The following is a 20,610-nucleotide window of genomic DNA, read 5'->3' on the forward strand; positions in this document are numbered from 1 at the left end:
CGGGCCAGTCTGCTTGCAGGCGCCGGGATCCGTGCGCCTTCCTGGTTGACCCACATCCACTTCCTCTCCAGAAACGGAAGACACATGCTCCTTGCAGCACCCTCGCGGCCCACGGGCCGCGCGGCCCTGTGGGCCTCGGCGGCGGCGGTCGGCGCCGCGCTGATGCTCAGCGGCGCCCTCGTCGCCCCCGCGGCGCACGCCGACGACCCCGCGGCCTACACCGGCATCGTGCTGGGCGTCGCCTCCAACGAGACGCAGCGCACGGTGTCCTGGTACACCTCGGCCGACACATCGCAGGTCGTGCAGTTGGCCCCCACCTCGGCCGTGGTGAACGGTCAGTTCGTTGCCTCCGTGACCACCTTCGCCGCCACCGGAGCGGCCAACGTCTCGACCACGGGCTACAACCGCCACGCCGTCCTGTCGGGGCTGCAGGAGAACACGCAGTACTCGTACCGCGTGGGATCCGACGGCAACTGGTCGCCGACCTACTCGTTCAAGACGCAGTCCTTCGAGGGTGACTTCGACTTCCTGTTCTTCGGAGACCCCCAGATCGGGTCGTCGGGCAACGTCGCGAAGGACGGCGCCGGCTGGGCCGACACCATGAACGTCGCGCTGACCGCCAACCCGAACGCGGAGCTGCTGGTCTCCGGCGGCGACCAGGTCGAGACGGCCAACACCGAGCCGCAGTGGGACGCGTTCCTCGCTCCCGACCAGCTGCGCCAGTACCCGTGGGCCGCGACGATCGGTAACCACGACGTCGGCGGCAAGGCGTACGAGCAGCACTTCTACACGCCCAACACCGACTACTCCTCGGCCTACTACAAGGACCCGACCAAGACGGCGACGACGTCCGGCGGCGACTACTGGTACATCTACAAGGATGTGCTCTTCATCGACCTGAACAGCAACAGCTACGACTCGGCGAACGGCGGCGGCGACGCGGCCCACGTGCAGTACGTGACGGATGTGGTGAACCAGCACGGCGCCGATGCCAAGTACACCGTGCTCGTGTACCACCACTCGATCTACTCCGCCGCCGACCACGCGAAGGACGCCGACAACAAGGTGCGTCGCGTGGACTTCCCGACCACCTTCTCCAAGCTCGGTGTCGATCTCGTGCTCCAGGGCCACGACCACGTCTACACCCGCAGCTACGAGATCAAGAACGGCGAGAAGGCCAACCCGGCCGAACAGCCCGGTCAGAACGACGTCTTCGTCGGTGAGGGCGGCGTCATCTACATGACGGCGAACTCGGCATCGGGGTCGAAGTACTACGACATCACGGCGCCCGACAACAGCGGCACCACGGGAGCGGGTAACGGGCCCGACCCGCTGAAGCCGAGCGATTACTGGTACAACTCCGTGCAGAACCAGGAGCACGTGCGCAGCTACGTCAAGGTGCAGGTGCGCGCCGACCAGCTCGTGGTCGAGGGCATCCGTTCGGGCACCTGCGACGCGCCCAACGCCGCGGTGGAGCAGGGCAAGGTCAGCTGGTGCGGAACGCCGGGTTCGAGTACGGCGGTCGACGGCGTCGGGTCCCTGATCGACTCGGTCACCATCCACCCCTTCCACGGCGACGGTCAGGACATCCAGGTCGACGTTCCCAACCAGGCTCCCGGTGAGTTCGGCTGGACGATCGATGGTCAGAACGGCCTCGTGGACCTCGGTACCGCCGAGGAGAAGGGCGACCACTTCGAGGCGACGGGTGAGATCAACCCGATCAGCGTCACCGACACGCGCTCCTCGCTGGCGCCGTGGTCGCTCACCTCGGTGCTCGGTGACTTCAAGGACGGCGACAAGACGTTCTCCGGTCGCTACCTCGGCTGGACGCCGAAGGTCGTCACCGACGGTGCCGGCGCCACCGCCGGTGCAGCCGTCTCCTCGGGTTACGACACCGGTGACGGTCTGGCCGTCAGTCGCGTGCTTGGCTCCGCCGCGCAGGGACACGCGAAGGGATCGGCGCTGCTCGGTGCGGCGCTCGATCTCAAGCTCCCGACCGAGACGGCCAAGGGCAGCTACCGCGCGACCCTGACCCTCACCGCGCTCGCCGGCTGACGCCTGCGGCACCTTCGTCCGTGGGAGAGGGCTCGTCCCCTCTCCCACGGACATCCGCATTCCCCCCCCGACCCGAAAGATCTCCGTGAACCCACGCTCGACCCCTCCGCATCGTCGACTCATCGCGCTGAGCTCCGCGATGCTCGCCACGCTCACCGCCCTCGCCTTCGCGGCACCTGCTCAGGCTGCCGAGGGTGATGAGGTCACCTGGACCGTCCGGACCGCCTCCAACAACCTGGGCTCGGAGCGGACGAACTACAGCTACACGGTCGATCCGGGCGGGTCCGTCTCGGACGCCGTCACGATCGCGAACCACGGAGACGAGGCGCTGGATCTCAAGGTCTACGCCGCCGACGGCTCGACCTCCGACGAGGGCCAGCTGTCCCTGCTCGTCGCGGGGGAGCCCTCCCATGCGATCGGCGCGTGGATCGCGCCCCAGCAGGCGACCGTGACGGTGGCGGCCGGTGAGACGGTCACCGTCCCGTTCACCCTCTCCGTCCCCGAGAACGCCACGCCCGGCGACTACGCCGGCGGCGTGGTCACCTCGCTCAGTGCGCCCGACGCGCAGAACGGCGTCACGGTCGATCGGAGACTGGGGATCCGCGTCAACCTGCGGGTGGGCGGTGAGCTCGTGCCCTCCCTGGCGGTCGAGAACATGTCTGTCGCCTGGAACGGCGGGCTCAATCCCTTCGCCGGCGGTGACGCCACCGTGACGTACACCCTGCACAACACCGGCAACGCCACGATCGCCGCGCAGCCGACGGCACGCGTCGGGGGGATCTTCGACCTCTTCGGAATGGATGCCGCCGCGGCACAGGACGTGCCCGCGCTCCTTCCCGGCGAGTCGTGGACCCAGACCGTCTCCGTTCCGGGCGTCCCTCCCGTGCTCGCGCTCATCGCCGGCGTGAACGTGGTGCCCGTCGTGACCGATGCGTCCGGCTCGACGACTCCGCTCGACACGGTGACGGGGCAGACGATCGGCGCCGCCATCCCGTGGACCCTGCTCGTGATCGTCCTGCTCGCGGCGGCCGCGGTCTTCCTGCTGCTGCGCGCGCGTCGCCGGCGCAGCGAGACCGCGCAGCAGCGTGCCGATGCACGCGTGGAGGATGCGGTCGCCCACGCCCTCGCCGAAGAGCGTGCCAAGGCGGCAGTCGGGGCTTCGTCGGCCGACTGAGCCACGCCACGACAGAGTGCCCCCGGAGGGATCCGGGGGCACTCTGTCGTTGCGTGGCGGCTCAGGCGCGGCGGCGGCGAGCGGCCAGGGCCGCGCCGGCGCCCGTGACGGCCAGTGCGGCGAGGAGCCACGGCAGCAGCCGCTGAACGTCGTCGCCCGTCGCGGGCAGCGCTCCGGTGGGCACCTGCGGTGATGTAGCGGTCGGGGACGGGGATGCGGCCCCGACATGCTCGGGGACGTCGACGGTGATCACCATGGCCCCGCCCGTCGTCGTTCCCGCATCCGGGTCGTCCTCTGCGGCGTCGGCGACCGAGGCTCCCGCGCCCAGAAGGAGCGCCGCGACCGTCAGCGCGACCGAGCCTCGGCCCAGCAGTGAGATCCGGGCGCGCTGCCGCGGCGCGGTCACCGTCCCGCCTCGATCCGGCGCGAGCCGGCGGCGGTGCGCGTGAAGTACCACAGCGCCGCGACGAGGGCCACCAGCAGGAGGTACGACACGACGGGGAAGCTCGCGATCTCGGTGAACACCGGCTGCAGAACGGAGTCCTGGTCGGTCAGAATCCCGCCGATCCACGCGGCGGCGGCCAGGATCGCGGCGATCGCGACGGCGGTGCGGAAACCGACGAACGCGCGCGCGTGGGAGAGCCAGATGAGCAGAGGGAGCACGAGCACCGCGGCGATGAGCTGTGCGAGCTCGACGCCGACGTTGAAGCCGATGATCGCGACGAGCGTCTCGCCGAATCCGAGGTTGAGCTCGAGGATCGTCGTGGCGAACGCCGTGCCGTGCACGAGCCCGAACACTCCCGCGATGAGCAGCTCACCTCGGGGGATCAGAGGCTTCAGCGCGTGCGCGGCAGCGACGGCGATGGAGACGGCGACGAGGATCTCCACCGGCTTCTCGGGGAAGGAGATGAGCCCCAGCGACACCAGCGCCAGGGTGATCAGATGTCCGACGGTGAACGCGGTGATCGTCAGCGCTGCCCTGCCCACGGTCTTCTTCACGGGGATCGGCTGCTGCCAGCGCCACCCTCGCCGAGCCCGTGTCGCGAGCGAGGGGGCGACGATCAGCAAGGTCGTGAGGAAGAGCAGATGATCGGTGCCCTCAGCGATGTGCAGCATCCCGAGACGGATCACCGCGAGCAGGCCGTGCAGCGGGTCGGTGTCGCTGCGCTCCCACGTGAGGTGCGTGACGCCGCCGCCCAGCACGCCGATGACCTGCGGCTCGCCCTCGTTGATCTGGCCGTCATCCCAGTCGCTGATCAGAGCGACGTAGACCTGATGGGAGGGGACGACGTCGATGATGAAGTCGTCGGTGAACTCCAGCGCACCCTGCAGCGGGCGGCCCGCGGTGAAGCGGAGCGTCGTCTCGATCGCATCCTCGTCGTTGACCGTCGCGAAGGTCGGCTCCTCGAGCACGGTGGCGGCCAATGAGCCCTGCTCGTCCGAGATGTGCACGCGGTGGAGCAGGAACGTCATGAGATTGTCCGAGATGGCGTCGAGCTCCGACTGGTCGGTGGCGATGTCGTAGCCCGTGGCCGCCACGAAGCCGGCCTTCTGGATCTGCATCTTCACCTCGACCGCATCCTGACGCACCGTGAGGAACACGCCCGTCGACCCTGTGGGATGCGCTGCCGCGCGCTGCGTCGGCAGGAGGACGAGAACGAGGACCAGCAGGAGGGCCGCGAGCGCAATGGCTGCGAGCCGGGTCTCCGGCGCACGACGGACGACGGTGGTAGGCACACGCGCACCCTATGCGCGGCGGGCAAACGGCTGTCGAACGGGCGGCAACCGCTCGGAGCGGGTCGACTTACGGGTGCGGCTCGATGACGCGACCGCGGGACGCCTCGAGCGCACGGATGAGGGAGGCCGAGTCCCACGGGCCGACATGGCGGATCCCCCCGATGAAGAACGTGGGCGTCGAGTGCAGGTCCATGAGCTCCGCGTCCAGACGGTCGTCCTGGATGTGGCGCAGCACAGCGGGGGAGCGCAGGTCGTCGGCGAAGCGATCGGTGTCCAGACCCAGCTCGTCGGCGTAGCGGATCAGGTCCGAGAGCTCCAGCTGGTCCTGGTGGGCGAACATCTTGCGCGTCATCTCATAGAAGTGGCCCTGCGCCGCGGCGGCCTCCGATGCCTGCGCCGCCTGCTGCGCGTGTGGATGCGGCGCGTCGAGCGGCAGGTGCCGCCACACCCAACGGACCTGGTCGCCCAGCGCGGCGAAGACCTCGTCGATGGAGCCGGTCGCGCGGCCGCAGAACGGGCACTCGAAGTCGCCGTACTCGACGATCGTCAGCGGCGCGTCCTTCGGTCCCTTGATGTGGTCGCGCGCGGGGTCGACGGGCCGGTTCAGGTACTTGCCGACGGCGACGGGCGGCCGCAGCCGGTCGCCGACCGAGATGATCGCCCATCCGGCGAGGAACGCGAGGACGGATGCGGTGAGTACGCCGACACGGGCGAGGTCCTGCGTGTGGGGATCGTCGATCGCGATGGGCACGAGGAACAGGGCGATCGTGAACCCGATGCCCGACAGCGCGCCGCCGCCGGCGATCCGCGTCATTCCGAGACCGGGGGCGAGAACGCCCTTGCCTGTCGCGCGCAGCAGCCAGGTCGCGCCGGTGATGCCGATGAACTTGCCGCCGACGAGCGCAACGATGATGCCCCAGGTGAGCGGCGAGGTGAAGGCCTCCTTCAGCGTCGCCGGGTCGAGATGGACGCCCGCGTTCGCCAGCGCGAACAGGGGCAGCACGCCGAACGAGATGTACGGGCGCCATCCCGCATCCACGCGCTCGTTGATCGAGAGCGAGTCGCGGACGCTGCGCTGCACCGCGGCCGCGTACACGGTGTTGGGGGACTCGCGGAAGGCACGCGTGAGCTCGGCCGTGCGTTCGACGTCGCTGCGCCGGGGTGGGAAGACCGGGATGAGGAGCGCGATGGCGACGCCGGCGAGGGTCGCGTGCACGCCCGACAGCAGCACGACGATCCAGAGGGCGATGCCGAGGGCCGCGTAGGAGAAGCCTCGGCCGTACGGCAGGAAGCGCACCAGGGCGATCAGACCCATGAGCACGACAGCCACCACGAGGGCCGCGAGGTTGAGGCTGTCGGAGTAGAAGACGCCGATCACCAGCAGCGCCCCGATGTCGTCCACGACGGCGAGGGTCAGCAGGAACGCGCGCAGGCGAGCGGGGAACTTGGGGCCGATGATAGCGAGGGCCCCCAGCAGGAACGCCGTGTCGGTGGAGATCACGACACCCCACGCGTGACTCTCGTCGGTGCCGAGGGTGAAGAGGATGAAGATCCCCGCCGGCACCACGAGCCCCGCGACCGCCGCCGCGATCGGCAGCGTGGCGCGAGCGCGGTCGGTGAGTTCGCCGATGGTCAGTTCGCGTTTGACTTCGAGTCCGACGAGGAAGAAGAACAGTGTCATCAGCCCGTCGTTGACGAGCGCGTGGAGGTTCGAGTCGATCCGCACATCGCCCACGGCGATCGTGATGGGCGTCTCCCAGAAGTGCTCGTAGCCCGCACCCCAGGGACTGTTCGCCCAGATGATGGCGAGCGCAGTGGCGATCAGCATCAGGGCAGCCGACAGGCGGTCGGGGGCGATCGGACGCCGCTTCTTCTTGGCGGGGCCGCTGCGCTGCAGTTCGACGCTGGTCATCGGGCTCCTCCCGGGCGCGGATGCGGGATCACGGGCGAACGCCCAGGAGGAAGTCTGCCGCATCCGGGGGCGGGCGGGGCGAGTGAGAGGGGCCCCGTCTGACCCACCCTGACGGAGCGCTCCCGATCAGCGCTGCATCGGGCGCCAGGACTCCAGGAATGCCGAGACCGTGAGCGTCTCCATCTCCAGCTCGATCTTGCCGAACAGATGCGACGCCATGTTGGCATCGGTGGGGATGCGCAGAACGAGCGCCTGGGTGTCGATCCGCCGCACCTCGACGTCGTACATGTTGAGCACACCGGAGCCGAGCAGTGCATCGACCCCCGCACGTATCCAGCTCGAGGGGCGCGGCACGAGGGCGGCGCTCAGATAGTCGGCGGCGACCTCGTCGTCGGGTGCGGTGTCCATGCCCCCATCCTCTCGTGACGGGCGGCTCACTCGTCCGTATGGAAGCCCGCCGCCTTGTGTGTGCCGTCGCAGAACGGCTTGATGCTCGACAGTCCGCAGCGGCACAGGGCGACGGTGCGACGACGGCGCTCGACGGCGTTGCCGGCCGCATCCACGATCCGCGCCTCGCCGCGCACGAGCAGCGGGCCGTCCGGATAGGCAGTGATCGTGACGGGCTCATCGCTCATGCGGCACCGCCACGCAGCGAGGAGACGCCGTTCGTGAAGGCGTCGTACATGTGCTGCGCGACCCAGCCGTCGACGGCGAGGCACGCGGCGGCGCCGAACATGATGTCGGCGAGGAGATCGGGTCGGTCCTCCGCCAGGGTGCCCGCGAGATCCCGGCCGGCGATCTGCTCGTGCACGGCGTCGGCTTCGACGTGCTCGTCGAAATAGTCGGTCACGTCCTCGCCGTAGCCGAGCCGGCGAAGGCCGTCGCCGTAGAGACGATTGGGGATCGACGACGTCATCTCGAAGGCGGCCAGGTGGCCGACGATGGCGCCGAGCAGGCGACGGTTCAATCCGAACATCGACATCGCGTTGTGCGAGGCCAGGGTCACGGCCGGAACGTCGTCGACATACGCGCCGTAGCGATCATCGAGGCCGGCGGCGCGGATGGTGCGCGCGAAGATCTCGGCATGCACGCGGTCGGGGCGGCCCCCGCCGTACTCATCGGACTGGATTTCCACGAGCGCAGCCTTCGCGCGCCCGCGCAGCCGGGGGATCGCCCACGAGTGCGGGTCGGCTTCGCGCAGGGTGTAGACCGTGCGTTGGATGAGGAACTCGCGCGCCTGCTCGTCCGTCGCCTTGCGGGCGAGGTAGCGCGACAGGCTCGGGCCGCTGTCATCGGCGGTCAGCGTGAACAGCGCCTGCGCGACGTCGGCGGCGGAAGGAGCCGGAAGCACGGGCACCGAAACCTCTCGGCGCAAGGCGGCTTCGAACGCCGACTCGAGGAGCTGCCGGACGGTGAGGAGTTCCGCGTCCCATTCCAGCGTGGCGTCGAGGCCGTCGAGCGAGCCGTAGGCGTTCGCGTACAGGCAGAACAGCGCGAGCTGGATGTCGTCGTCCCGGACGATGTCCGACGTGGCCGCGAGGGCGCGCTCGCCCCGCGCGGCCAGATCGTCGCCCGCCGCAGAACCGGAGAGGCGCAGCGCGACGGCCGCACTCAGCGGGCCGCGGGCGGCGAAGGGCAGACCGGGCAGCATCGCCCGGGGGATGGCGGTCAGTGACACGAGTGCTCCGATCGTTCGGGGGAACGTCTGCATCTCACCCGTTCCCGCGCCGGGGCGAAGGGGGCTTGACACGTCGGAGCGCGCGGCGCGCTCAGTCCCCCTGATGCCGGCTGCGCACCCGGAACCACAGGGTGAGCTCGCCGATGGCCCGCAGCACGTTGTCCGGGTCGTCCTGGTCGCCGAGGTCGTCGAACGTGTCGCGGAAGCCGTCGGGGGCCGGATGCGATGGGGGCGAGATGGGCTCATATCCCATGCTCCACTCCGAGAACCGTCGCTCACGGATCTCCTCGTCCCGCACGATCCGCACGTCGGCATGCCGGGGATCCTCCTGGATCACCCGCATCAGGTCGCGCACCTCCGCATCCGGGCCCTCGAGGATCTGGATGAAGTGTCCCGCCCGATACAGGAGCATGCCGGTGATTCCGCGGCGAGCGTTCGATTCCCGGCTGACGGAGAGCAGCTGCTCCAGGTCGGGGTCGGTGAAGGGGGCGCGCGCGTGACTGGTGTAGACGACGGAGATCAACGGCTCGGTCACGGTGGGGACTCCTTCAGCGCCGGACAGGATGCGGGCGCGGCGGCTGCGCGGTGAGTGCGCTCATCGCGTGGGTGATCACGGCGAAGCGCCCCGCAGGGCGCGAGTGCATGTCGAAAGCTGCGAAGGCGCCGTCGGCCTGTCGCTCGATGTAGCCGAGGAACTCGCCCCACCTGCTGCCGACGTGGAAACCGTCTTCGACGCGCGCCCAGACGACGCCCGCGGCGTTCGGGTCCGTCGTCATGATGTGGCCGCGCCATCCTGGCGCCGTGCCGCCCAGATCTCCTCGATGGCGTCTCGGTGCGAGCTGTGGAGGTACAGAGAGCGGTAGCTCAGCGAGAAGCTGTCGGGGGTGATGGCGTCCGTGTAGTGCACCACGATCGCGCTGTCGAGCCCGAGCAGCCGCTGCACCTCCGCGTTCACGCGCTCAGGCATGCTCGCGCAGCCCTCGAAGCGGGGCGGCGAACGTCGGGATGCGTGCCGTCATGACACGAACGTACGCGATGGGGTCCGAAGGCCGGAGGGGCTTGCGGAGCAGGGCGGGAACGCTTCGCCGACGGGGTGTCAGGCGATGAGGCTCGTTCCGCACTCCGCGCAGAAGCGCGACGTGCCGGGGTTCTCCGCGCGGCAACCGCCGCAGACGCGGACGCTCACCAACGAGGCCCCGCACTCGCCGCAGAACTTGCCGCCGTGCGACTGCGCGCCGCACGAGGGGCAGCGCGGCTGAGCCTGGCGGCCGAGGTCGACCCCGCCGACGAGGTCAACGGTCTCCAGTCGCTGGCGCATCTGCTGACGCCGGGCCTCGGCCTGCAGCTGCGCGAGCTCCTCGGTGAGGGCGGGGGAGCAGCGCACGCACTGCCCGACCTGATCGTTCCAGCACACGTCGCCGCACACCCAGTCGCTGCATCCGCGGCACTGGTGGAACCGCGGGCCGATCTCCGCGGTGGCGGCGCGCAGCGCCTCGTCCTTCGCGGGGGAGTTGGTGCTGCGATCCAGCAGGTTCTCCGCCATCGAGGTGAACTGCGACAGCTGACCCCCGAAGAGGTTGCCCAGGCCGCGGGCGATCTTCTGCCCGGCGGCTCGAGGGTCGCGACGGAACGCGGAGCGGTAGCCGTTTCCGCAGCGCTCGCAGCGGAACTCGAACTGATAGCCGTCGGCGTTGGAGAGGTCACTGAAGTTGTCGGTGAACGGCACGTGTTCAGACATGTCACTCCTGAGGAGAGTCGGTCGGGTCCGAGGGGGAATCGGATGCCTCGTGCCGGTGCGCCCGGGCGCGATCTGCGTCCTGATCAGACGATAACACCGTGGATTCGGGGTCCAGAACCGCTGTGGATTGCCGCATCCGCTCAGTCAGTGGGCGAGGCTCGAAACGAGGTTGATCGTCGCTGCGACGACCACGACGCCGAGGAGGAACGACAGGAGCGCATGGCGAAGGGCCTCGCGTCGGATGGTGCTGCTGGTGATGGTGGTGTCCGACACCTGGTAGGTCATGCCGAGCGTGAATGCGAGGTAGGCGAAGTCGCGGTAGTCCGGGGGATCGGGCTGGTTGAAGTCGATGCCGCCGTGCTGCGCGTAGTAGAGCGCCGCGTAGCGGAGGCTGAAGAGCACGTGGATGAGAAACCACGACGACGCCACCGTGACGACCGCGATGCCGGCCAACTCGAGCCGGGCGGAGTTCGAACTCACGGTGCCCGCCTCGACGAGCACGAGCGCGATGGCGCCGAAACTTGCGAGACTGGCCAGCACGAGCAGCGTCTGCGCGGTCGTCCGGGTCGGGTCCTCGCGGGTCGCGTGCTGCTCGGTCTGGACGGCGTCCAGCCGGAGGATGCCGAGCCACACCCACACCGAGAAGGTGCCGGCACCCGCGATCCAGCCGATGGCAGGGGCGTAGATCCACGAGGATGTCAGGCCCACGGCGACGGTGACGACGAAGAACACGCCGAACAGGACCGTGACCCGCCACCCCGCGCGGTGGCGGCGCGAGGAGAAGTCCCTGGCCGGGGTGCTCACGCGCGGGCCGTTCGCTCTTGCATACCCGGATCGTACGGCGTGCGCGGGGTGGTCGCCGTGAGCGTGTCTCCCGCGCCGGCGGCGTGAGACGGTCCGTGAGTGGCATTCGGCGCGGAGCGTGAACCGACGCGGAGCCGTTCAGCGGAAGAGGCCCTTGTTGTCTTCGACCCACCTGCGGAACGTGCGAGCCGGTTTGCCGGTGATGCGCGTGTACTCGTCGGACAGCGCGGGGCGGGCGCCGACCGCCTCTCGCCAGTCCTTGATGATCTGGCGTACCCAGACCTCCGGAACATGACGTGACAGCATCGCCGCCGACTCTGCTTCGGTCAGCTCGGTGACCGACAGCCCGCGCCCGATGACGTCGCCGATGGTCTCGATCTGCTCGCGCAGCGTGAGGCGTTCGGGACCGCTGAGCAACGGCGCCTGCCCGATCAGGGTGTCCGAGGTCATCGCGATCACGGCGACATCGGCGATGTCCTGTTCGTGGATGGGGGCCTGCACCGCATCCGGGTAGGGGAGCGGGACTACGCCGTCGCTCTTGATGCTCCAGCTCCAGCGCGCAGCGTTGCTGGCGAAACCGCCCGGCCGGAGGAACGTGTAAGCGAGTCCCGACTCCTCCACCGCTCGTTCGACGCGAAGGAAGCGGCCGCCGTTGAAGTCCTCCGCCGCGCCCGGCAGGGTCACGGCGCTGGAGGACAGCAGCACGACGTGTCGCACGCGGGAGGCGGCGAGCGTGTCCAGCAGCGGCTTCGGCGCAGCGAGGTCTGCGTAGAGGAACACCCGATCGACGTCCACGAGAGCGCGGGCGAAGGATGCAGGGTCGTCGAGATCCGCGGCGAAGGTCTGCACGGACGCGGGCAGAGTCAGCTTCTCGGGCGAACGACTGGTCGCGCGAACCTCCGCTCCGCGCTCGACGAGCCCATCGACCACCGCGCCTCCCACGGCGCCACTCGCGCCCACCACCAGAACCGACATCGCTCACTCCTCTCGATAACGAACGCTGTTCGCGAACAGTATTCGTTACGAACAGCGTTCGTGTCAACTGCTACTCTCGACGTATGGCTTCGACAGACGACGCACCGTCCCGCCGCGGGAGATCCGCTAAGCCGCCGCTTTCCCGGCAGGCGATTCTGGATGCGGCGAAGCATCTGGTGCGCGCTCACGGGGTCGATGCGCTGACGCTTCGACAGGTCGCGGATCGCGTCGAGACGGGCCCCGCATCCTTGTATGCGTACTTCGCCAACCGCGACGTTCTGCTCGAACACCTTCTCGATGCGGCATACAGCGAGGTCGATCTCGTCGAGATGGTCGACGACGGGTGGAAGCACGCGCTCGCCGCCACGATCGGCAACACCATCGACGCCCTCGGTCGCTACCCGGGACTCGGAGCCGTCGCTCTCGGGACCATTCCGACGCTGCCGGGTGCGCTCCGGCTCGCAGAGCACGAGCTGGCTCTCATGGAGGCGGGAGGAGTGCCGGGTGATCGTGCCGCGCTGGCGGTCGATCTCATCGCCCAGTTCGCCGCATCCACCGCGGTCGAGCGTGCCGTGCGTCCCGAGGACGCCGGTGGTGCCGCACAGCGGGGGCGCGTGCGGGCGGCCTATCAGGAGGCCGATCCCGAGCGATTCCCCCGCGTGACCCGATCCGCGGCGCTGCTGACCGGTCCGGGGGAGGAGGCTCGACGCGCCTTCGCGATCAACCTCATCGTGAACGGGATCGAACGCTCCGAGTGAGTGTAAATGCTCAGCCCACGCTGAGCATTTACATAGCGGAAACACAGAAGCGCATCCGAGAAACACCGCCTCTCTAAGTTCCGGGGTGGACGTATCCGTCCGTCACCCGAACGCAGGAAGAGGACGCCGTGAAGGCACTCGGCTCCGCGCGCTGGCGCGCGCTCGCCACAATCCCCATCATCGCCGCTTTGCTTCTCCCCGCCGCGCCCGCGGTCGCCGCCTCCGCCCCGGCCGCCGTTCCGGCCGCTGCGGGCGAAATGCTCGATCCGGACACGCTTCCCGATCCCACCGCGCGCGGGCCGTTCGCCGCCGCGACGATCCAGGAGACGAAGCTGGGCACGGTCGCGCTGCAGGAGCCCAACTCCCAGGGCAACGCGCCGACGGCGGGCTCCGCGCAGGCGGCTGAGAACATCGAGATCCGCGGAGCGCTGTACTACCCGAGCGACCGCCGCGAGCCGTCACCCGTTCTCGTGCTCGTGCACGGGAACCACGGATCATGCGATGTCGCAGGCTCGAACACGACGCTCTCCTGCAACCAGTTCAAGCGCAACGAGGCGGGATACGCGTACCTCGGCGAGAACCTGGCGACGTGGGGCTACACGGTCTTCTCCGTGTCCCAGGACCAGCTCATGATGCGCCAGGACAGCACGAGCGGCAAGGGCATGCACCAGCGCCGCCTCCTCATCGCCGCGACACTCGACGCGCTCACCGCAGCCAACCAGCCCGGTGGTCTGACCGTCGACGAGCACACCACGCTCGGCACGACCCTCGTCGGCAAGCTCGACATGACGCGCATCGGGCTCATGGGGCACTCCCGCGGTGGCGACGCCGTCACGAGCTTCATCGACTACAACCGCATCCGCACCGACGGACCGCGATACCCGTTGCGCGGTGTCATCGCGCTCGCGCCCGTCGACTACGAGCGGAAGGCGCCGTACGGCGTGCCCTTCATGTCCGTGCTTCCCTGGTGCGACGGCGACGTCTCCAACCTCCAGGGCGCCCGTTTCTTCGAGCGCAGCCAGTACATCAACGGCGAGAACCCCTTCCCGTCGATCCAGGTGTCGCACCTGGGCGCCAACCACAACTGGTATAACTCCGTCTGGTTCGCCGACGGGCAGGACGGCAACAGCAGCGGCGACGCCGCATGCGGTGACACCCGACCGTCCAGCACCAGCAACGTCGCGGCCACCAACCACCGGCTCAGCGGCGCCGCCAGCTACGACCCGTGGTCGTACCGCGTCGACAACTCCGACACCTACAACCCCCTCGTGAACACGAAGATCTCCGGCGACCCGGCACGCATGGGCGCGCAGGAGAAGCTGGGACTCGCGACGATGGCCGCCTTCTTCCGACGCTACGTCGGTGGCGAGGGCGCTTTCGAGCCGTACATGACCGGCGAGCTGTCGAACACGACCACGCACAACCAGGTGCCCGCATCCGCGTGCCCGAGCATCACCGCGGGTGACACGGCGATCTCCTGCGCCGATCGTGTGTCGACGACCTACTTCGCGCCGTCCAACGAGCGCATCGACATCATCCGCCCCGAGGTGGAGAACCCGCTCACGCTCAACGCGCTGGGCGGATCGCTCAGCGGGACGGGATTCGCGAACCCCTACCTCGACAACGACGGTGTGACTCCGCGTCCTCAGCCGGCGCTGGGATACGACTGGTGCAACCCCGAGCCGAACCAGTTCTCGACCAGCGTGCTCGGCATCGCGGGTCAGCCGACCGGCGCGAAGGCCTGCCCTCTGCCCGGCAAGGCAGAGGTCGGCGGGCAGAACGGCACGCGTGAGAACTCGCCGATCAACCAGTCCTACGGACGGCAGCTTTCGCTCGCGTGGGAGAAGGGCTCGTCGGCGACGCTGACCGCCCAGATCCCGGCGGCCTCGAAGGACGCCAGCGGCATGAAGGCGCTCGCGCTGTCGGCGGACGTCAACTTCTTCGATCCGCGCAACCCCGGATACGCCTCGCGTGAGCCCGGAGCGCCGGTGACGGACGTGATGTGGAACCCCTCCGCATCCAGCCAGGACTTCGACATCGTGCTGACCGACACCGCGGGCAAGGCGGCTTCGGTGCGCGCCGGTGACCCGCGCTGGGGCAACGCGCTGCACATGGCGACGGGCACGAAGACGCCGTCGACCCACATCGTGCTGGAGCAGATCCGCGTGCCGCTCGCCGAGTTCACCGCGCAGGGTGTGGACGTGTCCGCGCTCGCCAAGCTCGAACTGCGATTCGGGGTCGACGGCACGCCGGAATCGGGATCGATCCAGCTCGCCGACGTGAGGTTCCAGGAGGCGGCAACCGCCGCGCCGATGATCCTCTCGGACGGCACGGCCAAGAACGCGGGTGCCGGATTCGGTGAGCCGGCCTCGGGCCCGAGCCCGAAGGCGTTCCTCGAGAAGACGGACATCACCGCAGGTGCGCTCGCGCTGCCCGACACCGTGGCCGACTCCGCGTCGAACGTGACGTGGGTCGTCGACGACGACAAGGCGCAGTGCCCGAACGCCAACTTCACGAAGATCCAGGAAGCGATCGACTTCGCGTCGCCCTGGGACACGATCGTGGTGTGCGAGGGGACGTATCAGGAGCGCTCGACGCCCACCGTCGCCGCACGCAACGCCGTCTCGGCGCTCGCGTCCGGCGCGATCAACGGTCTGACGATCGCCAAGCCCCTCAAGATCAAGGGTGCCGGCGCCGACAAGGTGACCATCATGCCGGATCAGTCGCTCGCAACGCTGGAGGGCTCGACGCCGTATCTGCGCGACACGGGCGGCAACGTCATCACGGTGTCGCGGCAGTCGCTGGGCTCGACGGACACCAACGAGCTGTTCGTCGACATCTCCGGCGTCACGGTCACCTCGGGTTCGGTGTGGGCGGAGGCGGGCGTCGCGTTCGTCAACACGGCCGGTCGCATCAGCGACAGCGTGATCGGCCCGCTGAAGACGGCCACGACCCCCGAAGAGCGCACCGCCCACCCGCACGGCTGGGGTGTCGTGAAGACCAACTTCCTGCAGGGAGCCGGTGCCGGGACGGTGGAGACCGAACTCACGATCGCGGACAGCCGTGTAAGCGGCTTCCAATCGGGCGGCATCCTGTTCGACGGTGCCCGCGGGGCCGATGGTGATGCGGCGAATCTGCTGCGGGCGGGCATCCGTCAGCACGGATACGTGACGGGCACCGTCATCGAGGGTGCGCAGAACGCCGGCCAGCCGCAGGTCGGCGTGCGCTACACGAGCGGGTTCGACGGGTTCGTCGCATCGAGCCGCATCACCGGAAACCGCTTCGATGCCGCGCCGACGTCCGCCGTGGGCGTCGAGCTGCGCGACGCGGGTGCTGTCGAGGTGCGTGAGTCGGTCGTGACCGGCAACGGTGTGGGCGTGGCGAACCGCGACGCGTCGGGTACGGCGCCGCGCACTGACGCGCTCGTGACGGTGCGCGGCAGCCTCGTCGACGGTCTCTCGGCCGACGGATCGACCGTGACCGTACTCGACCCGAAGGCGGTCGAGCCGGCTGGTGTGCCCACGACGGTGGGTGCCGTGGAAAATGCGGCGCCGGTGGCGGCGATCGTCGACCCGGATGCGGGGCTCACGGTCGAGGTCGGTGACACCATCACTCCGCTCGTGCGGGCGAAAGACGACTTCGCCGTCACGTCCGTGGAGCTGCTCGCGAACGGGAAGTCGGTGGGGCTGACGGGTGTCTCGCCGTACACCTTCTCCTGGCAAGCCGCCGAGGCCGACAAGGGCACCAAGGTCGCCTTCACGGCCGTGGTGATGGATGCGGGAGGCGTGAAGACGACGACGGATGCGCTCGAGGTGACCGTTGCCGGAGATGCCCCCGGTGGTGAGGAGCCCGGTGGTGAGGAGCCCGGTGGCGAGGAGCCCGGTGGCGAGGAGCCGGGCGGGGAAGAGCCTGGTGGGCAGGAGCCCGGTGGCGAGGAGCCTCCGGCTGCCACGGCGGTGCTGTCCCTGTCGGCACAGACGGTCAAGGCGGGTGACCCGGTGACGGTGAATGGCGCCGGCTTCGCTCCGGGCACTCAGCTGCGGCTGGAACTGCACTCGGTGCCCGTGGTTCTGGGCAACGCGACCGCCGGGGCGGACGGATCCTTCCAGACGACGGTCACCATCCCGGCGGATGCGGCGGCGGGAGCGCACACGCTGCGTGCCTTCGCAGCCTCCTCCGAGCTCGCATCGGTGGCGCTCGAGGTGACGGTCGCATCGCCGCTCGCAGCCACCGGCGGTGCGCTGTGGACGACCGGCATCGTGCTGGGTGCGCTGCTGCTGATCGTCGGTATCGCGATGATGCTGCTGGTCGTGCGACGGCGGATCCGCAGGAGCTGAGGTCGCTGAACGGGACGGGGCGAGGGCTGCGGCCCTCGCCCCGTCTTCTTTGCATCACTTGCCGCAGGGATACCCCAGGGGGGTATTCTGTGTTCGCGGACATCGTTCGTCGAGGGAGGCCAGGATGTCACACGATCACACGGCGCATCACGCCGATGCGGCAGACCATGAGCACCACGATCAGCACGCTGGTATGGCGCACAGCGGGCACGCCGACATGGGGCACGGCGGGCACGCTGGTCACGGCGATCATGTCGCCCAGTTCCGGCGGCTCTTCTGGATCATGCTCGTGCTCGCGGTGCCGGTGGTCGCCTTCTCGGGCATGTTCTCGATGCTGCTGGGCTACCCGCTTCCCGACGGCGCCTGGGTCGGGTGGGTCTCACCACTGTTGGGCGCGGTCATGTACTTCTGGGGCGGGTGGCCGTTCCTCACCGGCGCGGTCTCGGAGGTGCGCGCGCTCCGACCGGGGATGATGCTGCTGATCGCACTCGCCATCACCGTCGCGTTCGTCGCGTCACTCGGCGCGAGCCTCGGGCTGCTCGATCACGAGCTCGACTTCTGGTGGGAGCTGGCGCTCCTGATCGTCATCATGCTGCTCGGTCACTGGATCGAGATGCGCTCGCTCGCGCAGACGACATCGGCCCTCGACTCTCTGGCCGCCCTGCTGCCCGACGAGGCTGAGATCGTCGACGGCGATGCCACGCGCACGGTCGCCCCCTCCGACCTCCGGGTCGGCGACGTGGTCGTAGTGCGCCCCGGTGGGCGCGTCCCGGCCGATGGGCGCGTCATCGCCGGGGCGGCCAGCATGGACGAGTCGATGATCACGGGGGAGTCTCGCGCGGTGCCCCGCGCCGAGGGTGCGGCGGTGGTGGCGGGAACCATCGCGACCGACTCATCCATCCGGGTCGAGATCACCGCGGTCGGCGACGGCACGACCCTCGCCGGCATCCAGCGACTCGTCGCCGAGGCGCAGAACTCGTCGTCGCGCGCGCAGCGGATCGCCGATCGAGCTGCAGCCTGGTTGTTCTGGTTCGCGCTCGGTGCTGCGGTCATCACAGCCGCCGTCTGGAGTCTGGTCGGACTGCCCGACGAGGCGGTGGTACGCACGATCACCGTTCTCGTCATCGCCTGCCCGCACGCGCTCGGTCTCGCCATCCCGCTCGTCGTCTCGATCGCGACGGAGCGCGCGGCCCGTGGTGGCGTCCTGATCAAGGACCGCCTCGCGCTCGAGCGGATGCGCGTCGTCGACACCGTGCTGTTCGACAAGACCGGCACGCTGACGAAGGGTGAGCCCACCGTGACCGGCATCGAGAGCACAGGGCAACTGACCCGCGACGACGTGCTCGCCCTGGCGGCCGCCGCCGAGGCGGACTCCGAGCATCCGCTCGCCCGCGCCATCGTCGCTTCCGCCCGCGAACGTGGCGCACGCATCCCGAGCGCATCGGATGCCACATCCTCTCCGGCCGTCGGTGTGACGGCCACGGTTGACGGCCGGACGATCCGGGTCGGCGGACCGAATCTCCTCGCCGAAGAGAATGTGCGGGAGCTGCCCGTCGCCGATGCCTGGCGAGAAGAGGGGGCGATCATCCTGCACGTGCTCGCAGATGGGGAGGTCCTCGGGGCGTTGCGCCTCGCTGACGCCGTGCGTGAGGAATCTCGTCAGGCGATCGAGGCGCTGCACGCGCTGCAGCGCGAGGTCGTGATGATCACCGGCGACGCGGAGGCGGTGGCGAATTCCGTGGCCCGGGAGCTCGGTATCGATCGCGTCTTCGCGGGGGTCCGCCCTGAGGACAAGGCCGACAGGGTGAGAGATCTCCAGTCCGAGGGCCGGGTCGTCGCGATGGTCGGCGATGGCGTCAACGATGCGCCCGCTCTCGCGCAGGCCGACGTCGGCATCGCGATCGGCGCCGGAACCGACGTGGCGATCGCCTCGGCGGGCGTCATCCTCGCCGGTTCGGATCCGCGATCGGTGTTGTCCGTCATCCAGCTCTCTCGTGCGTCCTACCGGAAGATGGCGCAGAACCTCTGGTGGGCAGCGGGGTACAACCTGCTGTCGGTGCCGTTGGCGGCCGGGGTGCTGGCACCCCTCGGCTTCGTGCTGCCGATGTCGGTCGGGGCCATTCTGATGTCGGCGTCGACCGTGGTGGTGGCGGTCAACGCCCAGCTCCTGCGTCGTCTGGATCTGCGACCGGAGACGAGCGCCCGCGAGATTCTCGGCGAGGCCGCTCGGGTGTAGACGCGGTGGGGTAGTCGCCGCTCAGTCCGAGGAAACCCGCACAGGCGAGCCGCCGGTCAGCGCCTGCAGCTGGTCGAAGGTCAGGGGCATGACCGTGTGCGGTGTGCCGCCCGCGGCCCAGATCGTCTCGTAGTCGTTCAGGCTGGTGTCGATGACGGTCCGGATCGGCGCTGGGTGCCCCACCGGCGCCACGCCACCGATGGCTTGGCCGGTGATCGCGCGAACCTGCTTCGCCGAGGCCAAGACGGTCGTCGCCGCTCCCAGCTGAGCCGTCAGGATGTCGGTGTCGACGCGATGCCGACCGCTGGTCATCACCAGCACCGGTTCGTCGTCGACCAGGAACAGGAGGCTGCTCGCGATCGCTCCGACCTCGCATCCGAGTGCTGCGGCCGCGTCGGCCGCGGTGCGAGTCAAGTCCGGCAGCTCGCGCACCGGCGAGGAGATCCCCGCATCCGTCAGGTGCTGCTGGACGATCCGGCTCCGTTCGGGCAGGTGCTGTTCATCGGTCATGGGGAGATGTCCTCTCTCGGAGCCGGTGTGCGGTGGATAGTGCATGAGCAGGATCACGTCGGCGGCGTCATCGAGCGCCTGGAATCGATGCGGTACATCTCCCGAGTAGCGGAGGCTCTCGCCCGCGCCCAGCTCCTGCTCGCTGTCTACGGGGCCGACGCGGACGCGGCCCCGGATGACGGTGACCGTCTCTTCGACGCCGCGTGCGTGTGCGTGGGACTCCTGGCGGTCGGTCGTGAGGGTCGCGCGGTAGGCCTCGATCAGGGTCGAACCCACCGTCCATTTGTCGAGCAGCGTCGCGGACACGGAGGCGCCGGTGACGGGCTGGGCGTTCGCGCCGCTGTCGGCAAGGAGGGCACCCAGAGGTGCGTCGAGGGCGGTCGTCAGTGCGAACAGGGTGTCGAGACGTGCACCTCGGCGCTCATTCTCCAGCTCGGAGATGGTGCCCTTGCCGATCCCGCTCACGCGAGCGAGCTCGGACAGCGACACCCCGCGCTTCTCGCGGAGCCGCCGCAGTCGTACGCCGACGGAATCGTCCATGTCCATCCCCGTTCTGTAAACAGAACGATACGAAGGCGGGAGTGCGTTCGCAAGGCCGGGCCCTGAGTGCTTCCGTCGACCGCGAGACTGCATCTCTCCCACGAGAGCACGGGTGAACACAGCGCTTTCGTGATGGGGATGCAGTCTCGCGGTGGG

The 20,610-nt window shown here is 69.3% G+C and carries 18 protein-coding genes; 5 read left to right on the top strand and 13 right to left on the bottom strand.

All coding sequences use genetic code 11. From position 1 onward, the window contains the following. Nucleotides 1-84 precede the first annotated feature (84 nt). Together LXM64_RS04675 and LXM64_RS04680 are read left to right on the top strand one after the other, a co-directional pair. Nucleotides 85-2,055 (top strand): purple acid phosphatase family protein, encoded by a 1,971-nt coding sequence (locus LXM64_RS04675; RefSeq protein WP_234074833.1) that lies wholly within the window; start codon nucleotides 85-87, stop codon nucleotides 2,053-2,055. An 85-nt stretch (nucleotides 2,056-2,140) separates the two neighbouring features. Continuing rightward, nucleotides 2,141-3,229 (top strand): WxL protein peptidoglycan domain-containing protein, encoded by a 1,089-nt coding sequence (locus tag LXM64_RS04680; RefSeq protein ID WP_234074834.1) that lies wholly within the window; start codon nucleotides 2,141-2,143, stop codon nucleotides 3,227-3,229. Nucleotides 3,230-3,290: 61 nt separating this feature from the next. Here LXM64_RS04680 and LXM64_RS04685 read toward each other — a convergent pair whose 3' ends face one another. From LXM64_RS04685 to LXM64_RS04740, 12 genes are all read right to left on the bottom strand, one after another. Next, nucleotides 3,291-3,635: an LPXTG cell wall anchor domain-containing protein gene (locus tag LXM64_RS04685; RefSeq protein WP_234074835.1), complete on the bottom strand. Its 345-nt coding sequence runs from the start codon at nucleotides 3,633-3,635 to the stop codon at nucleotides 3,291-3,293. Then, entirely contained in the window at nucleotides 3,632-4,966 is a 1,335-nt protein-coding gene (locus LXM64_RS04690) for a HupE/UreJ family protein (protein ID WP_234074836.1), read from the bottom strand. Before LXM64_RS04690 ends, LXM64_RS04685 begins: the two co-directional genes overlap by 4 nt. A gap of 67 nt (nucleotides 4,967-5,033) precedes the next feature. Continuing rightward, nucleotides 5,034-6,878, bottom strand: a complete 1,845-nt coding sequence (gene nhaA / locus LXM64_RS04695; protein WP_234074837.1) for a Na+/H+ antiporter NhaA — start codon at nucleotides 6,876-6,878, stop codon at nucleotides 5,034-5,036. A gap of 126 nt (nucleotides 6,879-7,004) precedes the next feature. Next, nucleotides 7,005-7,286, bottom strand: coding sequence for a hypothetical protein (locus tag LXM64_RS04700; RefSeq protein WP_234074838.1), 282 nt, complete (start codon nucleotides 7,284-7,286; stop codon nucleotides 7,005-7,007). A gap of 26 nt (nucleotides 7,287-7,312) precedes the next feature. Beyond that, entirely contained in the window at nucleotides 7,313-7,513 is a 201-nt protein-coding gene (locus tag LXM64_RS04705) for a CDGSH iron-sulfur domain-containing protein (protein WP_234074839.1), read from the bottom strand. Then, nucleotides 7,510-8,529 carry an iron-containing redox enzyme family protein gene (locus LXM64_RS04710; protein WP_234075401.1) on the bottom strand — a complete coding sequence of 340 codons (1,020 nt, stop codon included), beginning with the start codon at nucleotides 8,527-8,529 and terminating at the stop codon, nucleotides 7,510-7,512. The genes LXM64_RS04705 and LXM64_RS04710 overlap by 4 nt, the downstream gene beginning before the upstream one ends. A 118-nt stretch (nucleotides 8,530-8,647) precedes the next feature. After that, complete coding sequence (locus LXM64_RS04715; RefSeq protein WP_234074840.1) at nucleotides 8,648-9,091, bottom strand: BLUF domain-containing protein; 444 nt, start codon at nucleotides 9,089-9,091, stop codon at nucleotides 8,648-8,650. A gap of 13 nt (nucleotides 9,092-9,104) precedes the next feature. Beyond that, nucleotides 9,105-9,332 (bottom strand): hypothetical protein, encoded by a 228-nt coding sequence (locus tag LXM64_RS04720; RefSeq protein ID WP_234074841.1) that lies wholly within the window; start codon nucleotides 9,330-9,332, stop codon nucleotides 9,105-9,107. Further along, nucleotides 9,329-9,523 carry a chemotaxis protein CheY gene (locus tag LXM64_RS04725; RefSeq protein WP_234074842.1) on the bottom strand — a complete coding sequence of 65 codons (195 nt, stop codon included), beginning with the start codon at nucleotides 9,521-9,523 and terminating at the stop codon, nucleotides 9,329-9,331. Before LXM64_RS04725 ends, LXM64_RS04720 begins: the two co-directional genes overlap by 4 nt. Before the next feature lie 129 nt (nucleotides 9,524-9,652). Further along, nucleotides 9,653-10,294 (bottom strand): zinc ribbon domain-containing protein, encoded by a 642-nt coding sequence (locus LXM64_RS04730; protein ID WP_234074843.1) that lies wholly within the window; start codon nucleotides 10,292-10,294, stop codon nucleotides 9,653-9,655. Between the two features lie 144 nt (nucleotides 10,295-10,438). Then, a complete protein-coding gene (locus LXM64_RS04735; RefSeq protein ID WP_234074844.1) occupies nucleotides 10,439-11,098 on the bottom strand; it encodes a DUF1345 domain-containing protein in 660 nt (219 codons plus the stop codon). Between the two features lie 138 nt (nucleotides 11,099-11,236). Next, nucleotides 11,237-12,073, bottom strand: a complete 837-nt coding sequence (locus tag LXM64_RS04740; protein ID WP_234074845.1) for an SDR family oxidoreductase — start codon at nucleotides 12,071-12,073, stop codon at nucleotides 11,237-11,239. Between the two features lie 83 nt (nucleotides 12,074-12,156). Between LXM64_RS04740 and LXM64_RS04745 the strand changes: the two genes are divergently transcribed. The 3 genes from LXM64_RS04745 to LXM64_RS04755 all read left to right on the top strand — a co-directional run bounded on the left by LXM64_RS04745 (nucleotide 12,157) and on the right by LXM64_RS04755 (nucleotide 19,404). Next, nucleotides 12,157-12,831, top strand: a complete 675-nt coding sequence (locus tag LXM64_RS04745; protein ID WP_234074846.1) for a TetR/AcrR family transcriptional regulator — start codon at nucleotides 12,157-12,159, stop codon at nucleotides 12,829-12,831. A 128-nt stretch (nucleotides 12,832-12,959) separates the two neighbouring features. Further along, the gene (locus LXM64_RS04750) at nucleotides 12,960-17,168 is read left to right on the top strand and encodes an Ig-like domain-containing protein (protein ID WP_234074847.1); all 4,209 of its coding nucleotides are present in this window, start codon (nucleotides 12,960-12,962) and stop codon (nucleotides 17,166-17,168) included. Nucleotides 17,169-17,292: 124 nt separating this feature from the next. Beyond that, nucleotides 17,293-19,404: a heavy metal translocating P-type ATPase gene (locus LXM64_RS04755; protein WP_234074848.1), complete on the top strand. Its 2,112-nt coding sequence runs from the start codon at nucleotides 17,293-17,295 to the stop codon at nucleotides 19,402-19,404. Between the two features lie 21 nt (nucleotides 19,405-19,425). Here LXM64_RS04755 and LXM64_RS16090 read toward each other — a convergent pair whose 3' ends face one another. After that, complete coding sequence (locus LXM64_RS16090) at nucleotides 19,426-20,460, bottom strand: YbaK/EbsC family protein (protein WP_326490539.1); 1,035 nt, start codon at nucleotides 20,458-20,460, stop codon at nucleotides 19,426-19,428. Nucleotides 20,461-20,610: the final 150 nt, after the last annotated feature.

Origin of the sequence: Microbacterium binotii, from assembly GCF_021398715.1 — a bacterium.
Lineage (GTDB): Bacteria > Actinomycetota > Actinomycetes > Actinomycetales > Microbacteriaceae > Microbacterium > Microbacterium binotii_A.

Bases quoted from the DNA above. Each gene is read 5' to 3' on its own strand.
- LXM64_RS04675 (WP_234074833.1), top strand. From the start codon at position 85: ATGCTCCTTGCAGCACCCTCGCGGCCCACGGGCCGCGCGGCCCTGTGG.
- nhaA (WP_234074837.1), bottom strand. From the start codon at position 6,878: ATGACCAGCGTCGAACTGCAGCGCAGCGGCCCCGCCAAGAAGAAGCGG.
- LXM64_RS04700 (WP_234074838.1), bottom strand. From the start codon at position 7,286: ATGGACACCGCACCCGACGACGAGGTCGCCGCCGACTATCTGAGCGCC.
- LXM64_RS04705 (WP_234074839.1), bottom strand. From the start codon at position 7,513: ATGAGCGATGAGCCCGTCACGATCACTGCCTATCCGGACGGCCCGCTG.
- LXM64_RS04710 (WP_234075401.1), bottom strand. From the start codon at position 8,529: ATGCTGCCCGGTCTGCCCTTCGCCGCCCGCGGCCCGCTGAGTGCGGCC.
- LXM64_RS04720 (WP_234074841.1), bottom strand. From the start codon at position 9,332: ATGACGACGGACCCGAACGCCGCGGGCGTCGTCTGGGCGCGCGTCGAA.
- LXM64_RS04725 (WP_234074842.1), bottom strand. From the start codon at position 9,523: ATGCCTGAGCGCGTGAACGCGGAGGTGCAGCGGCTGCTCGGGCTCGAC.
- LXM64_RS04730 (WP_234074843.1), bottom strand. From the start codon at position 10,294: ATGTCTGAACACGTGCCGTTCACCGACAACTTCAGTGACCTCTCCAAC.
- LXM64_RS04740 (WP_234074845.1), bottom strand. From the start codon at position 12,073: ATGTCGGTTCTGGTGGTGGGCGCGAGTGGCGCCGTGGGAGGCGCGGTG.
- LXM64_RS04745 (WP_234074846.1), top strand. From the start codon at position 12,157: ATGGCTTCGACAGACGACGCACCGTCCCGCCGCGGGAGATCCGCTAAG.
- LXM64_RS04755 (WP_234074848.1), top strand. From the start codon at position 17,293: ATGTCACACGATCACACGGCGCATCACGCCGATGCGGCAGACCATGAG.
- LXM64_RS16090 (WP_326490539.1), bottom strand. From the start codon at position 20,460: ATGGACATGGACGATTCCGTCGGCGTACGACTGCGGCGGCTCCGCGAG.